This window comes from Candidatus Halocynthiibacter alkanivorans (assembly GCF_003333265.1).
In the GTDB taxonomy this organism is placed as follows: domain Bacteria; phylum Pseudomonadota; class Alphaproteobacteria; order Rhodobacterales; family Rhodobacteraceae; genus Halocyntiibacter_A; species Halocyntiibacter_A alkanivorans.
The window spans coordinates 17919-33009 of the sequence record NZ_QOLB01000143.1 but is presented as its reverse complement, the minus strand read 5'-3'; the positions used below and the strand labels follow the sequence as shown (position 1 = coordinate 33009).

The window sequence follows — 15091 nt, the reverse complement described above, 5'->3', positions numbered from 1 at the left end:
CCTCACAATATAACATTCAAGCGACTTATTGATTGTAGCGGGCGGGCCGCTGAATAGCAAGGATCAGGACCATGAAGGACCAGTATTATGAGTGAGCTTCTGCTTGGCAATGAACCGGTGATCCGTTTGTCGTTTTTTCTTGGCATCCTTGCCGCCATGGCGCTCTGGGAACTGGCCGCACCGCGGCGCCGCAACGAAATCCCCCGGCTCTTGCGCTGGAGCAACAATCTGGCTCTGGTTGTGGTGGACACGATCTTTGTGCGGCTGACCTTTCCGGTGGCGGCGGTCGGGCTGGCACTGAGTGCGCAGCAGCAGGGCTGGGGCCTGTTCAATCTGTTTGACCTGCCGGGCTGGGCCGCTTTTTTGCTCTCCATGCTGGTGCTTGATCTGGCGATTTATCTGCAGCACGTGATGTTCCACGCGGTGCCCGCCCTTTGGCGGCTGCACCGGATGCACCATACCGATCTGGATTTCGACGTCACCACCGGGCTGCGGTTCCACCCCATTGAGATTCTGCTTTCTATGGGGATCAAATTCATGGTCATCATTGCGCTGGGCCCGCCGGCGGTTGCGGTGCTGGTGTTTGAAGTGGTGCTCAACGCCACCGCGCTGTTCAACCATTCCAACATCCGCATCCCGTTTGGAGTTGACCGGGTGCTGCGCCTGCTGGTGGTGACGCCGGACATGCACCGGGTGCACCACTCGATCCACCCGAAAGAGACCAACAGTAATTTTGGCTTTAATGTGCCCTGGTGGGACCGGCTGCTGGGCACCTATCTGGCGCAGCCACGTGACGGGCATGAAGACATGGCCATTGGCATCAAGCAATTCCGCACCCGCCGGGATCTCTGGCTGGACCGGATGCTGGTCCAGCCGCTGCGCGGTGCCGCCAGCAACTATTCCATCAACCGCAAAAGGTCCGACGACAGCTGAGTGCGCGCCTGCGCCTGCCAACTCTGATCAGAAGGGCATGTCACCGACATGCCCTTTAACGGTCACCAGGTCACTCAGTCGCGTGCGTAAACATCCTCGTAGCGCACGATGTCGTCTTCGCCGACATAGGCGCCGGTCTGCACTTCAATCAGCACCATCGGCAGCTTGCCAGGGTTTTCCAGCCGGTGCTGCGCCCCGAGCGGGATATAGACCGACTGGTTTTCGGTCACCAGCTTCACCTCGTCACTGATCGTCACACGGGCGGTGCCCTCAACCACAATCCAGTGCTCGGAGCGGTGGAAATGGCTTTGCAGCGACAGCGCCGCGCCCGGGTGTACGTGAATGCGTTTCACCTGAAAACGCTCGCCCGCAACAAGGCTTTCAAACCAGCCCCAGGGCCGGTGATCTTTGGGAAAGGACTGGGCCTGGACTGCGCCTTTGTCCTTCAGCGCCTGCACCGCCAGTTTCACATCCTGGGCCCGGCTCATATCGGCGACCAGAACCGCGTCCGGCAGTGCCACCGCTACGATGTTCTCCAGGCCAATGCCGACGATCTGCTGGCCTTCGCTTTCTGAGCGCAGCAGGCTGCCGGAGCAGTCGATCGCCGTTGCCGGCCCGCTCAGCACCACGCCGTTTTTGTCAGCGTCCCCCTCGCGCCAGACCGCGTCCCAGCCCCCAAGGTCAGACCAGCCACTGCTGAACGGCACCACCGACAGGTTGTCGGCCTTTTCCATCACCGCATAGTCGATGGAAATATCGACCGCCCGGTCCCAGTCTTCTGGCGCCAGCCGCAGAAAACCAAGATCAGCGCGGGCATTGTCCACCGCCGCTTTCACCGGTTCAAACAAAGTACGGGCATGGCGCTGATAGGCGGCAACGATGTCACGGACCGAGAACAGGAATATCCCGGCGTTCCACAGGTAATTTCCCGCCGCGAGCATTTCTTCGGCGCGGTCACTGTCAGGTTTTTCGACAAACGAGTTCAGCGGCACGGCCTCCGGTCCTGCGGGTTCCGCCGCCAGTTCCAGATACCCGTATCCGGTCTCGGCACGGTCCGGGGTGATGCCGAATGTCACCAGCTGCCCGCGGGCGACCTCCTTCAGCCCCTCCGCAATCGCTGCGTGAAAGGCTTCAGTATCGGGGATGATATGATCGGAAGGCGCCACCAGCATGATGGCCTCCGGGTCCGTCGCCGCCAGATGCAGCGCCGCTGCCAGCACCGCAGGGGCCGTGTTGCGGCCCTGAGGCTCGATCAGAACAGCGCCGGGATCGATGCCAACGCCAGCCAGCTGTTCGGTGACAATGAAACGGAAGTCCGAATTGGTCAGCACCAACGGCGGCGCAAAGGACACCGACGCGCCGCTGGTCAGCCGTTTGACCGAGCCCTGAAACAGGGTCTCGTCGCCAATCAGGGTGGAAAACTGTTTGGGATAGCTTTTGCGTGACAATGGCCACAAACGGGTACCGGATCCACCGGCGAGAAGAATGGGGGTAATGGTCATAACGTCTCTTATCTATGGTCCGAATCAAAACAGTTCCGCTGCCAACCTATAGTTGCAACGCACCAGATAATATCCTGTTGTGACAAATTCCGGCCCCACCCGGCAATCAGAGCGCCGCTGACGGGCTGCGGCGCGGAGGAAGCCCGCGCTCAATTCAGGGAATACTGCCCCAGTATGTCGTGCACCGCTCCACCAGGGCCAAGCGTCGAGCGGAACATGGAAAAGCTGTGCACCAGAACCGGGCGGGCGCGGTAATCCAGCCATTCGCCCAAAAAACCCTGCAACCTGTGCAATTCTGCCTCTGAAAGGCTGCGGCCAAAGCGGGCCAGGGTCACATGCGGCCGGAACCGCTCGCGGCGTGGCTGCAGCCCGGAGGCATTAAGCGCGCTATGGATCTGGTGGTGCAACTGCGCAATCGCACGGTTCTTATCCGCCATGATCGCCAGCCCCCTGGGATTGCGGCCGCCAAAGCAATCCAGCCCGCTGAGCGTCAGCTCAAACGGCGCCGCCTGCAGCCGCTGCAGGCGGAAATGCAGATCCTCCAGCGCCTCGCCGGATTGATCGCCAAGAAAGGCCAGCGTCAGATGCAGGTTTTCTTCCGGCATTTTGCGCCCGACCGGCAGCCGTGCCTGAAGTTCTGTCAGCTCGGAAACGAGCGATTCCGGAAGCTCTATGGCGAGAAAACTCCGCATTTCCACTCCGTGTTTTGCGCCGCGCCGCCTTTTGGGAGCGCGCCGTCAGGGAAGGGGGCAGGGCGCCCCGGTCCGGAGTGCCGCAGAACAGGCCGTCTTCAGGAGCGCAGCAGAACCTTGTTTGAGCCGAGCGCCTCAGCGATGCGCTGATACTGGATCTGGCGCGCTTGCGAACTTTCCGCCGAGCGCAGAAGCAGGGTTTGCGCTTCGTTCAGAATGGCCAGCGCCTCAGTATTCACAGCGGCAAGTGAGGCACTTTCAACCGGGGTCAGGGCGCGGGACGTAGTCGGCGGTCCTTCTCCACCAACCCGGGCCCGGCCGCGCGGCAGATCAAAGTCGCGGTGCGCCCGTGCCAGCCGGTTCAGCTTCGCGGCGGTGTCTTTGATCGTGGCGCGCGCTTCAGCGAATTCACCGCTGTCCGGCATCGCCGCCGCCACTTGCTCCAGCCGTTCAGACAGACAATCAACCACATAGGCGTTTTCGCTCAGTCGGCTACAGAAGGCACTCGCCTGTTCCAGGCTGGCGACGATACTGTCGGTGATTTCATCAAAGGTTGCCGTTGGCGCGCCCGGGGTGCCGGGGGGCGGTGCCGGCGGCACAAAGGGCGGCACAAACACCGGCTCAACCGGGCTGACAGGGATCACTGGTGGGGGCGAAGTGTCTCCCTCTCCGCCTTCCTGCGCCACCAATTCTGAACCCGTCAGCGACACCGCGCCGGTCAGGCAAATTACCGCCATTTTTTTTCTGAAAGTTTTCATCACGCTACCCGCCAAACATATTGTTGAAGAACCAGCTGAAAGACAGCGTCAGCCGCTGATTGTCGTCGCTGTCAAACGCATCGGTGACCACCGCGCTTATGCGCATATTGTCAATGTTTGCGGGCCGGAAAGACGCGCCAATATCGAAGCTGTCGCCGCTCCAGGCCGCGCTGACGCCAATGCTTTCACTCAGCCCGATGCCCGCGCCCAGAAACAGGCCCGGATCCGTGTCGCCGTTGCGCACATGGGTGCCGCCGCCAAGGGTCACCATCATCGGGTAACGATTGCCACTGTTTGCCGCTGTGAGTACCGGGAAGGCAGTCAGCATCGCTGTTAAACCTACGTCGCGGTCAGGCGTATCGCCCCAGATGCCGATGTGGTCGGCTCCAATACCCAGGTAGACCGGTGTGGCACCCTGGCCAATACGGGCCGAACCACGCAGGCTGAAATAACCGGAACTGTCGAGCCCGTTGGCCGGGGCGCTCACCACGCTGGTAAGTTGCAGCCCGATGCCATCTGTGGCATCGCCAAAACCGACCCCGATTGCGGCAGACGCGTTGTCTCCATTGGTCGGCGCGGAAAGGGAGGTAAACACCAGTCCGGACGGGGCCACCGTCGCCGAAGGGATCGCCAGTAAAGTTACGTTTTTCTGCCATGGGTCATCGTTGCTGCCGGCGAGTGCTGTCCCCGCGGCCAACGCCGCCATCAGAACAGAAAACGAAGGTACTAAACATCGCATTATAAATCCAATCTGTTTCACCCGAAGGTGCCGGTGAAATATTCCGGCGCCGAATTTACCAAGGTTAACACAACAGCCCGGCGTTCGCGCCTCTGGCGTGCCCGTCCCGGCGCTGCCCGGGCTCAGTGTCACCGGGCCGCATCAGAAATGAAGGTTCCACCGGTTTCAGACCGCAGTGCCGGGGGATGTGCTGGCGCCTGACACCGGTGCTGAAGTGTCTGATCAGCGGGCTTGTTGCGCCTCAGGTCCTGCCGCAACTGGAACTCAAACCTTTTCCGCAATGCTCAGATTTAGATCTGTTTATCAGCACCTTGGTGTCTTGCCTTATCGCCGGATACGATGCCCGGGGCGGGCGCTGGCCTGTTTAACAGTCCGTCGGACCAGCGCGAAAACGCCGAGCTGCGCGGTGGTTTAGCGTGGAATTTATTAGCTCAGCTAAATTGTACTGAGTCGCGATCCGGCGAAGAATCTCACCGTGTCAGGTATGATTTGTTTGAAATATGAGAAAATCGATTGTAATAAAGGCGAGTTTGCATTCTTGGACTCGCCTGTAGTTAAAGTGGCTTCCCTAAATTTGATAGAGCGGCTAACCTTTATTACGTTAACATATTTATTCCGTGTAATTTTTTGGGGTATGAGATGTCTGAATTTGGCGTTGAAGGGCCTGAACTTAAAAAAATGATCAAGCTGGCGCGCAAGGGGCCGATGCCTTTTGCTTTTAATCCCGGCAGCAACAATGACGAACATCTGTTCGCGATGCACCGGATCAAACAGCCCAAGACCATCGCCAAAGCGACCAAAGCAGACGGTGTTGGTAATAAGGTCGCCTTTGGCACCTGCCAGCTGACGGGCAAAATCCTGTCGTTGACCTGCGAACGCGAAGTGCCGGCGATGGCACGCAAACTCAAAAAATATCTCAAGTCCGAAAAGGTGGCGGTAAACATCCAGATCCTCGATGCCAATGGCAATCTTCTGGAAGAGGATATTGAAGAGCTGCCCTATGATCCCGAGCTGGACGAAGAGGACGAAGCCGCGGAAGCACCGCCTCCGCCACCACCTGCCGGATCAGCGCCCGAGGCGCCCCCTCCGCCACCACCGGCCGGATCGGCGCCCGAGGTGCCCCCTCCGCCACCGCCACCACCCGAGGCCGCGGCCGCGCCAGCTGCGGCACCTGCCGCCGCTGAACCGGAAGCTGCCGCTGCAGAACCCGACGTTAATGCGATCGCGGCGCAGCTGAAAGCGCTGGCACCCCGGATCAAAGCCGCGCCACCTGCCGCGGTTGAAAAACTCGCGCCCGCATTCAAAGCCGCCGTGGAGCTGGTCAAGGCGCAAGACCTCGACAAGGCCGCCGCGCTGATACAAAAGCTCGAAGCCGCACTGGACGGGCTTGAGGCACGGGCGGCGCCCGCCGCCGCGCCGGACACAGAGGACACGCCCAAAGAACCTGCCGCCGCGGCAGTGCCGGATGCCCGTGAACTCGCCACCCGGCTGAAAGCAATCCAGGCGCAGCTCGGCGGGCTGCCGGACGCGGTTGCGCAACAGTTGATGAAAGCGATCAAATCCGTCGTCGATGTGATCAAAGCCGGCGACACAGCCAGGGCCGCCCAGGCGGTGGATAAGATCGAAGCCAAACTCACTGAACTGCGGGCGGCGCCGGCCCCGGAATCCGCGCCCGCCGCAGAAGCCGCACCTGAAGCTGCGCCCGCCGCAGAAACCGCAGCCGAAACCGGCGCAGAAACCGCGCCAGCGCCACCACCGGCAGATCCGGCAGGAGAAGAGGGTGGCGACCGTGCGGCCTTGCAGAGAGAGATCGATCGCCTGTCGCCGCTGGCGGCCAGGGCAAGCTCCACGGGCATGATCGAAAATGCCGTCAGCTTTAAATTTTTCATGGACCAGCTGACCGAGATCCCCAGCCCCCTTGCGCTGGACAAGGCCTGGGAGCTCGTCGCCAAGATAAAAGAGATGATCCGGGCTGGCGAGGCGATGGGGAAATCCACCCATGGCGAGGACATTTCCCCCGAGGTGCAACCAATCGCCACCTCCCGGCTGAACTGGGTCGGTGCGCGTGGCAAAATGAACGCGGAAATGGACAAGCTGAAAGCCGCAATTCTTTCCGTCTGTTCCGGCGATGAGGAACTCCAGGAGGTCGCCGACAACGTCAATTCGCTGTTTGACTATATCAAGGCGCTGGATGTGCGTCTGGAAGACAAGTTGGATGAGGTGGTGAACACTGAGGCCGGCAGTGCGCGTGACAAGCTGAAGGACGAGGCGCGCAAATTGCTTACTGAATATCAGTCCGAGTTGCAGGCGCCCTTCTTTGCCGATGTCGATGCAGGCAACGGCTTTGCAAATGTTGCGATCACTTCAACCGCAACCGATGCACTGAAGAGGATCGAAAGCGTTCTGGCGGCCTGATATTTTGAGAGGGACTACGCACAATGCCTTGGGAAGACCTGAATAATAACCAGCAGAAATTTATCTACAGTTACTTTGAAAAACGCGGCATGTTCAGCGGTAAGAGGCGGAAATCAAAAGCCAATATGGCGCTGATTGAGGGCTATGAAGCCTATCTGAACCTCAGCAAAGACGTGGAAAATGCCCTGGCCACGCTCAAAGGCGGCCAGGGCCACTACCTTTATGATATCCGCGCGCAGGGAATTCAGTCCGAGACCTCAACCAAAGGTGATTTTATTCAGAGCGCCAAAGTGCTCGCAACCCTGCTTGAAGACATCAATGCCCAACTGCGCGACAATAAGCTGAGCGAAAGCGAGAAAGGGCTTAAAACCAAAGCCCGCGAACGGCTCCACGGCAAGCTTGAGAACCGCGCGCTTGAAGCGTCGGGCGAATTTGAACGCACCCTGGGTGAGCTGATGAAGCTGGCCTCAGACCAGGATATCGCTGCGGCAAAAGGCCTTGGCAAGGACGCCAAAGACGCCGTCGAGGGCAAGTATAATACGGCTCTGAATCAGGCAGTCGAGGATATCAGCACGCTGGAAATCAATGGCGTTGGCAATGCCGATGCGGTGATCGCGCAAATGCAGAAAGTTTATGACGATTTCACCGCCGCCGCCGAGACGCTGTTGATTGAATCGCGCGGTGTGAAAAACTCCGCCGTTGATCTGTTCGCCAGCCTGGAGAAGAAACCCGAATTCCTGCGCCTGAGTGAAGACTGTCGGCTGCGCCTCGCTGAACTGGAGCGCTGGGGCTATCCCGAGGCAGACGCCAGGCAGAAGGAGTTGTTCAAAATCTCCACCACAGCGTTTGCTGCGGTAGATTACACCACCGGCATCACCGCGCTGGAGGACTGGCGCAAGCAGGTCGATGCGGAGCACAAATCGATCGCTGATGCCTTTGATCTGGAGGCGACCAAACACCAGAACACCCTGCTCAAAATCGAAAACAGCCTGGCAGGCATCGACAAATCGGTGCCGCCGCAACAGCGCGAACAATTGCAGGACCTGATTGATATCGCCAAACAAACCCTGCTTGGCGGTAAAAACATCGGCGCGCTTGCCCCGATGGAGGGCTTTCTGGCGCGGGCCAATACGCTTTTGGACGAACTGGCGCATTTTGAGGTCATAAATACCACCACGAGCAGATGTATCGATGCCATATCAGAGGTGCTAGGCAAGCCCGGCGGCGCCAACAATAAACTGAATTCGCAAACCCGCCCGGCCGAGTTTACCGAGCTGAAGAATGAATTCAATTCCCTGCATGACAGCTGGTTAAGCCTGTCGCCAGACAAGGCCGCCAGCGCCTTTGAGGGTCTGAAAAAACGCTGTGACACCTTCGCCAAAACGGTCACAGACCAGGTGGCCTGGCGCAAAATCGCCGCTAAACGCGCCGACGAACTGGAGAAGAAGGTCAACGACCTGTCCAAAGCGCTCTTTGATTTTGGCAAGGATGATCACGGCAGTTTCGCCACATTCATGCGGGAAAAATTCGGCATGGGCGGCGATAAATATGAGGGCTCCATGCGCGAAGATCTCACCACCATACGCGGCTGGATCAGCACTGAAGACATCAGTTATCAAAGCCCGGCGGACAAAAAACTGGACCAGCTGCAGGCCAAGATTATCAACTGGCTGGGCTCAGCCGACAAGCTGCGTGCCGCGGCCGATGCAGGCCAGGCGCCGACGTCCGGGGACATGAGTGCGGTGATGGGCATGCTCAACGATCACAAGGCCGGGGTGGAAGCGCGTGAAGCCACCGAACGTCAGCTGGAACACTATACCCAGGCCAGCAAACTGGCCGACAAGATGCTGGAAAAGCTGATTTCCGACAGCAAGGACAAGGCGAAGACCCAGGAATATCAAAGCATCCTGGACTACAACAAAGCTGGCATCCCCCAGGCCAAAGCTGGTGAATTTGAAGCCGCAGAGGCGATCCTGTCGCGGGTGAAGTTCCGCCTGGATGAAGAACTGAAGATTAAGGAACGCGCCAAGGACAGTTTTGAAAATCTTGGCAATATTCCGGGCAACTGGGTGCGCCAGATCGACAATTTCACCGCCAAATTTCAGGAGTTGCAGACAAAGGTCAGCAGTGACGCCAGCGAATTGCCTGCGGGCGAACTGACGAAACTGAACAAGGGTCTTGCGGCGATGGTCCTGATCAGTGGCAAGCTGGAAAAAACCGCCTTTGATGCGTCGATGGAGGTGCTCAAAGTGTCTGGCAACGATGCTGCTCTGCGCAAACGCAACCGCGAACAGGCCTTAAAAACGGTGCGCCTCTACCGCGATTTTCTCAAAAATAACGACGGCGTTAAACGCGCCGCGACCAATCCATTTTCGGTGAACGGCATCGCCACACCGGTCGTGCAGGCACTGAATTCCATCGAATATGACGTTCTTACCAGTATTTAGGCGGTGACATGGCTTTAACAGACAAACAAGTGACCTGGGTCAATGCGGTTGGCAATATCGAGGCCAGCCTGGCGCAGGCGGACACGGACTTCGCCAGTCGCGAGGAAGGCATGGCGCTGATTGAGCAACAGCTCGACCCGGCGGCTCTGCTGGAGATGCAAAACGCATTCCGGGCGATCACAGTGGAATATACCGACGGCAGCAAGCCGATGCCGCTGCTGGATTTTGCCAAGGGCGATCCGCTGCGCGAAGTGGACAGCTGGGCTGATCTGCAAGACGCCAAATCTATTGATCCGGCCAAGCTGAAGTTGCTGACAGCTCAAGTGCAGAAAATCATGGATATTCAACGCGAAATGGAGGCGCTGGACTTTTATAAAAAGCCCGGAATGGAGGACCCTGACTTCCCCAGCTATGAGGAAGAACAGGCGATGAAAGAGTACAAAGACCGCATCGCCCGTGACCTCTGGCAGCCCCTGATGCGCGAAGGCATCATCCCGGAAAACTTCATCCCCGACGATTATTCCGAAGTGGTGCAGACTTTTAACGCCGCCTCTGACGAATATGACAAACGGCTGCAGGAATATTCCGCCGGGCTGGATGGCACTGACAAACTGTTGGCCAAATTCGGTATCGTGGCGGACATCGGCGGTAAGGTGATCAATCTGGCGGCGTCATCAGCCGGCTTTGCCGGCAGCATCGCTGAGGTCACTAAAAACGCCCAGGTTCTGACCAACGCCAAAGAGGCTGGCGAGGTGCTGGAGCTGGTCAATGTGGTGTTTACCTCGACCTGCGCCCTGGTGCCAACGGTGGTCAAAGAACGCGACGCGATTAAAGCTGTCGACATCTGCAACACCATGCTGGGCGCGGCGCTGAAGGCCGGTGGTGTGGATCAGAATGTCGCCGACATGGTCACCGGTATCGTCACCGCCAGTGCCCGCAGCGCCGGCATGGGCAAAGCGCTCGCCGATGGCGATCTGGAGGGCGCGTTCACCAACCTTGGCGACGCCATCGAATCTGCGCTGGGCAGCACCGGCGACAAGGCGCTGGCCGACAGCGGTAAAGAGATCAATTCGATCTTTGGCAAGATCATCACCGGCAAAGCAGTGCTGGATGCGCTGCGGGCCGATCCGCCGCAGCCGGGCAAAGCGCTGGAAATCGCCATCGGTGAAATCGCTGGGGTAATCAACTCGCCTGAGGTGAACAAAACCATCGAAATCCTCAGCTTCGCCAAAGAAGTCGCTGAAGAGGGCAATGAAATCCGCGAGGGCGACAAGGACCGCCGTGCCCCGATCACCGCGGAAAGCCTGCAAAAGCTGAAGGATCTGCAGGCGGCGGAGGACTTCAAAGCCGCCCGCGCCCAGGAAGAGACTTTGCGGGTGATGATGGAACGCGATGACGCGATGTTTGCCGAGGTGCTCTCCACCGGATTTCCGCCCCCGACCAGCGAAGCCGAAGCCATTGCCGAGGCCGAACAACGGCGTATGGAGTCGATTGAAAACCTGATTGCGATCATGGCGCGGGACAAAAAGATCTTCGCTCTGGCGGAAAAAATCGCCACCAAAGGCCCCGGGCTGATCGCCGATCTGGTGCCCGGTATGGGCCTGGTCCAGGCCTGCGCCGAACTGGCCTTTTCTATCGCCGAAGCGGTGAAACGCGCCCAGCAAATGTTAAAATGGATGGGCATTGTTGAAGCCACCGGCAAAGCCGCCACAGTGCAGCTGGACGCGATGATGAGCCGCTATAATCTGGAAGGAAAACAAAACATTATCGCCGATATCAAAGTCGGGGTGAAAGCGGTGAAAGTCGCGGGGCAGGCCACCGCCCTGTCACCCGCCGCGCCGATCGGTCTGGCGATTTCCGCCGGCGCCGATGTCGCCGAGGCGGCCATCGATCTTGGCGTCGCCATCGCCGACAATGTGCAGGCGCGTGAGGCCTGGAAAATCTACAAAGACGCTCTGGCCAACCCGCAAAACCGCAAACTGGCGCGTCAGGCGCTGCGCAAAAACCCGACCCTGTCCAAGTACGCCATGGCCTACGGAGCGGTGGTCGAAGGTAACGCCATGGCGAAAATGGCGATGAACCGCTGCGGGCTGAACGACCGCACCCTCGCCCAGGCCGACACCAATGTCAGCAAGGTGGTCGATTATCTGGAGCAGATGTACGACCAGGACCCGGTGATCATGCATGCGGTCGGCATCGACAATGACTGGCACCCCGGTGACATCGAGCTCACCTATGCCAGTTTCTGCCTGTTCTACCTGAAAGCCACCAGCAAAGCCGACCCGCTTGTTGCCGCCTCGGACGTTGGCCGCATCAAGGCGGATCTCGCCAGTTGGGACAGCAACAAATCGACCTGGGATGCGGCGGTCGCGGCGGCCGGCAAGGACAAGACCCTGCCGGATCCGGCGGTGCTCAAGAGCGCCGAGGACGCGATCACCGGGCTGATCAAAGCGCTCAAGCCCTACAAAGCAAAGGACGAGGAAAACAAGGCACATGCTGAAATGGACAGCTATATCAAAACCCTGGTGGCGCGGGCGACATTGCAGCGCCGCGAAGTGCTGCGGGTGAATGCTGAGACACTGCAACCTCTGATCAAAGCAGAAAGCGAAAAGGTATGATGGATCTGTATCCCGGGAAAACCCTGTCTTTTTTGCGTAAATTCACCCTGGGCGCCGCGCTGACCCTGGCCGCCGCCCTGGCGACTGTGGCGCCGCTGCGCGCGCAGGAAAACCCTTTTGCCGGTGGCTGGGTCTTGCAGCCAGGCAGTTCGGCGCTGCGCTTTCAGTCGGTGAAAAACCAGACAAAAGTGGAATCCAGCTCCTTTGCCAGTTTTTCCGGCAGTATCGACAGTCTGGGCCGCGCCGAACTGAAAGTGCTGCTCGATTCCGTCGATACCAAAATTGACCTGCGCAACGTGCGCATGCGGTTTTTGTTTTTTGAAACCTTTCTCTATCCCGAAGCCACGCTGAAGTTGCAGCTGACGCGCGAAATGGTGGAGGACCTGCCGCAGGTGCGGCGCAAGATCCTGACCTTGCCCTTCACGCTCGAATTGCACGGCGTCAAACGCGAACTGAGCACCGAAGTGGCGCTGACCCTGATCACCGACGATCTGGTGGCGGTGTCCTCCTCGGCGCCGGTGACCATTGCCGCAGCGGATTTTGCCCTGATGGAAGGGGTGGCGAAACTGGAAGCGGCTGCCAATGTGAAACTGGTGCCGTCGGGCGCGGTGACCTTTGATCTGCTGTTTGGCAAAAACACCGACGCCGGGACCACAACCGCGCCCACCACCGCGCCGCCGGTCGCCGCTGAGCCCGTCAAACCGGCGCTGGCCGCACTGGAAACGACCGGTAACTTCAGCCTTGAAGCCTGTATCGGTCGTTTTGAAATCTTGTCGCGCACCGGCAACATCAATTTTGGCCCCGCCAGCGCCCGGCTGAATGCAAATTCAACGCCGCTGCTGGAAACCCTGTTTGACATCGTTTCGCGCTGCCCTGGTCTGCGCATTGAAATTGCCGGCCATACTGACAGTGACGGCTCTGACGCCACCAATCAGCGCCTGTCCGTGCGCCGCGCCGCATCGGTCGCCGAATTCCTCACCCACAAAGGCATGTCACCGGACGCTTTTGTGGTCGCCGGGTATGGAGAGACCCGCCCGGTGGCGCCCAATGACAGCCGTGCCAACAAGGCCCGCAACCGCCGCATTGAATTCTCGGTGCTGAACAACTGAGTTCCGATCCACGACCCGGACCGCGCCTTATACCACCCGGCCCTGTGCAAAATGGAGTGGCGGTCCGGAACGCATATCGAAACCACAGAGCGGGCGGGACGCCTCGTTTTGCAATAACCGGGGGCGCAGAACGCCCCGACTACAGGAGCTGCCGTGCCAATTTTCAAAATCGTGACTTTTTTGCTGAGCCTGTGGCTGGCCGCAGCTGCCGTCAGCGCTGCCAGCGCCCAGGTCCGGATCGCCCTCGTCGTCGGCAACGGCGCCTATGCCAGCGTGCCGCAGCTGGACAATCCGGTCTCGGATGCCACGCTGATCGCTGCCAGCCTCGAACAGTCCGGCTTTGAAGTGACGCTGAGGACGGATACCAGCCAGGTCATGCTGAAACGCGCGATTGCTCAATTTGGCCGCGACTTGCGCGCCGCAGGCCCTGAGGCCACCGGCCTGTTTTATTACGCCGGCCACGGCGTGCAGTCGTTTGGCACCAATTATATGATCCCGGTCGATGTTGAACTTACCGACGCGGCAGATCTCGATCTGGTGGCAATCGAGGCGCAGTCAGTGCTGCGCCAGATGAATTCCGCCCGCAACCGCACCAATATTGTGATCCTGGACGCCTGCCGCAACAACCCGTTTGAAAACGTGCAGGACATGGATGACAACGGGCTGGCCGAGATGAAGTCCCCGACCGGCACCTTCCTGTCCTATTCCACCGCACCCGGTGCCGTGGCCCTTGACGGGCTAGACGGCAACAGCCCGTTCAGCGCCGCACTGGCGTCGGCGATCTCCAGCCCTGGCGTGCCGATTGAGCAAATGTTCAAACAGGTCCGCAACGCAGTGCTGAAAACCACCAACGGTATGCAGACGCCCTGGGATGCCTCCTCGCTGACAGCGGATTTCTATTTTGTCCAGGCCGAAGTGCAGTCCGGGGCAGAAATCGCCGACGCGCAGCTGTGGCAGTCGCTGAACCAGACCCGCGACCCGGTGCAGATCATGCTGTTCCTGCGCGCCTATCCCGACAGCGCTTTCGTCGATGAAGCCCGCGCACTTCTGGCGCAGATCATGCAGAAAGAACTCAGTGGCGGGGCTGGCAGTGGGACCGCAGCCGCCCCGGTTGTTGCCGTTCCGGCGCCGCCACCAATTCTCGCGCCCGCAGACCGTGAACGCGAGCTGATCGGCCTGGCGCAGGCCTCTGGTGAAATCGTGGACTACCAGGCCTACCTCGCCGCTTTTCCCGACGGGGCATATGCCGAACTTGCCAGGTTTGAAATCTCCGTGATCGAGCAAAAAGCCGCCAGCCAGGCCGCCGCTGTTGCCGCCACCCCGTCGACCGTCGCGACAGAGCCGGACAGCACGCAGACCGCCACCGCGCCCGCCGCTCCTGCCGGGCCGGGTGCGGGGCAGGTGATCAACTTTGATACCGTTCTGACATTTGGCGCTCCGGAAATCGTTGGCAAAACCATTGCGGACGTTGTGAAGCTGACGCCGCTGTTCGCACCGGTCGAAGGTTTGCCGGAAGCCTTCTGGAAAACCAAAACCTGCGCCAATTGCCATGCCTGGACCCGCGAAGCGCTCTGTGACCAGGGCAAGTTTTATCTCGGCATGAACAATCAACGCGCCCTGAGCAAAGAACACCCGCTGGGTGGCACCTTTAAGCAAAGCCTGAAACGCTGGGCCGATGGCGGCTGCAGTTAGCGGGGGCGCGGCGCGATACTGAGTTCGCCTGCTGCTTGTCAGACCCGTTCTGCGGTTCAGTTTGCTGGCTCTGCTACCTGGTTCAGTTCTGCGACCAGGCCCCGCGCTGCGGCTCTGCGACGAGGTGCTGCGCTTCGTTCCTGCGGCATGGTTCTGCACGTCGCTCCTGTGGCTCTGTTCACGTGC

At 59.6% G+C, this 15091-nt stretch carries 10 protein-coding genes; 6 read left to right on the top strand and 4 right to left on the bottom strand.

Features of this window, described 5'->3' with window-relative positions; genetic code table 11:
- Window positions 1-87 precede the first annotated feature (87 nt).
- Complete coding sequence (locus DWA01_RS18995; protein ID WP_114287382.1) at window positions 88-933, top strand: sterol desaturase family protein; 846 nt, start codon at window positions 88-90, stop codon at window positions 931-933.
- 74 nt (window positions 934-1007) lie between these two features.
- On the opposite strand, the gene DWA01_RS18990 is transcribed toward DWA01_RS18995, so the two are convergent.
- From DWA01_RS18990 to DWA01_RS18975, 4 genes are all read right to left on the bottom strand, one after another.
- Window positions 1008-2435, bottom strand: a complete 1428-nt coding sequence (locus DWA01_RS18990; RefSeq protein ID WP_114287381.1) for a mannose-1-phosphate guanylyltransferase/mannose-6-phosphate isomerase — start codon at window positions 2433-2435, stop codon at window positions 1008-1010.
- A 149-nt stretch (window positions 2436-2584) separates the two neighbouring features.
- Complete coding sequence (gene thpR / locus DWA01_RS18985) at window positions 2585-3127, bottom strand: RNA 2',3'-cyclic phosphodiesterase (protein ID WP_136057782.1); 543 nt, start codon at window positions 3125-3127, stop codon at window positions 2585-2587.
- A gap of 98 nt (window positions 3128-3225) precedes the next feature.
- Entirely contained in the window at window positions 3226-3885 is a 660-nt protein-coding gene (locus tag DWA01_RS18980) for a hypothetical protein (protein ID WP_114287379.1), read from the bottom strand.
- A 4-nt stretch (window positions 3886-3889) separates the two neighbouring features.
- The gene (locus DWA01_RS18975) at window positions 3890-4624 is read right to left on the bottom strand and encodes a hypothetical protein (protein ID WP_136057781.1); all 735 of its coding nucleotides are present in this window, start codon (window positions 4622-4624) and stop codon (window positions 3890-3892) included.
- A gap of 639 nt (window positions 4625-5263) precedes the next feature.
- Here DWA01_RS18975 and DWA01_RS18965 point away from each other — a divergent pair.
- The 5 genes from DWA01_RS18965 (at window position 5264) to DWA01_RS18945 (ending at window position 14905) form a co-directional block, all read left to right on the top strand.
- Window positions 5264-7039, top strand: a complete 1776-nt coding sequence (locus DWA01_RS18965; protein WP_114287376.1) for a hypothetical protein — start codon at window positions 5264-5266, stop codon at window positions 7037-7039.
- A 23-nt stretch (window positions 7040-7062) separates the two neighbouring features.
- On the top strand, window positions 7063-9486 hold the full coding sequence (locus DWA01_RS18960; protein ID WP_114287375.1) for a hypothetical protein: 2424 nt from the start codon (window positions 7063-7065) through the stop codon (window positions 9484-9486).
- 8 nt (window positions 9487-9494) lie between these two features.
- Complete coding sequence (locus DWA01_RS18955; RefSeq protein ID WP_114287374.1) at window positions 9495-12104, top strand: hypothetical protein; 2610 nt, start codon at window positions 9495-9497, stop codon at window positions 12102-12104.
- Window positions 12101-13213, top strand: a complete 1113-nt coding sequence (locus DWA01_RS18950) for an OmpA family protein (protein WP_235008620.1) — start codon at window positions 12101-12103, stop codon at window positions 13211-13213. The genes DWA01_RS18955 and DWA01_RS18950 overlap by 4 nt, the downstream gene beginning before the upstream one ends.
- A 153-nt stretch (window positions 13214-13366) precedes the next feature.
- Window positions 13367-14905, top strand: coding sequence for a caspase family protein (locus tag DWA01_RS18945; protein WP_235008619.1), 1539 nt, complete (start codon window positions 13367-13369; stop codon window positions 14903-14905).
- Window positions 14906-15091 lie beyond the last annotated feature (186 nt).

Excerpts from the sequence above, each read along its gene's own strand:
- DWA01_RS18995 (WP_114287382.1), top strand. The coding sequence starts at position 88 with ATGAGTGAGCTTCTGCTTGGCAATGAACCGGTGATCCGTTTGTCGTTT.
- DWA01_RS18990 (WP_114287381.1), bottom strand. The coding sequence starts at position 2,435 with ATGACCATTACCCCCATTCTTCTCGCCGGTGGATCCGGTACCCGTTTG.
- thpR (WP_136057782.1), bottom strand. The coding sequence starts at position 3,127 with ATGCGGAGTTTTCTCGCCATAGAGCTTCCGGAATCGCTCGTTTCCGAG.
- DWA01_RS18980 (WP_114287379.1), bottom strand. The coding sequence starts at position 3,885 with ATGAAAACTTTCAGAAAAAAAATGGCGGTAATTTGCCTGACCGGCGCG.
- DWA01_RS18975 (WP_136057781.1), bottom strand. The coding sequence starts at position 4,624 with ATGCGATGTTTAGTACCTTCGTTTTCTGTTCTGATGGCGGCGTTGGCC.
- DWA01_RS18965 (WP_114287376.1), top strand. The coding sequence starts at position 5,264 with ATGTCTGAATTTGGCGTTGAAGGGCCTGAACTTAAAAAAATGATCAAG.
- DWA01_RS18960 (WP_114287375.1), top strand. The coding sequence starts at position 7,063 with ATGCCTTGGGAAGACCTGAATAATAACCAGCAGAAATTTATCTACAGT.
- DWA01_RS18955 (WP_114287374.1), top strand. The coding sequence starts at position 9,495 with ATGGCTTTAACAGACAAACAAGTGACCTGGGTCAATGCGGTTGGCAAT.
- DWA01_RS18950 (WP_235008620.1), top strand. The coding sequence starts at position 12,101 with ATGATGGATCTGTATCCCGGGAAAACCCTGTCTTTTTTGCGTAAATTC.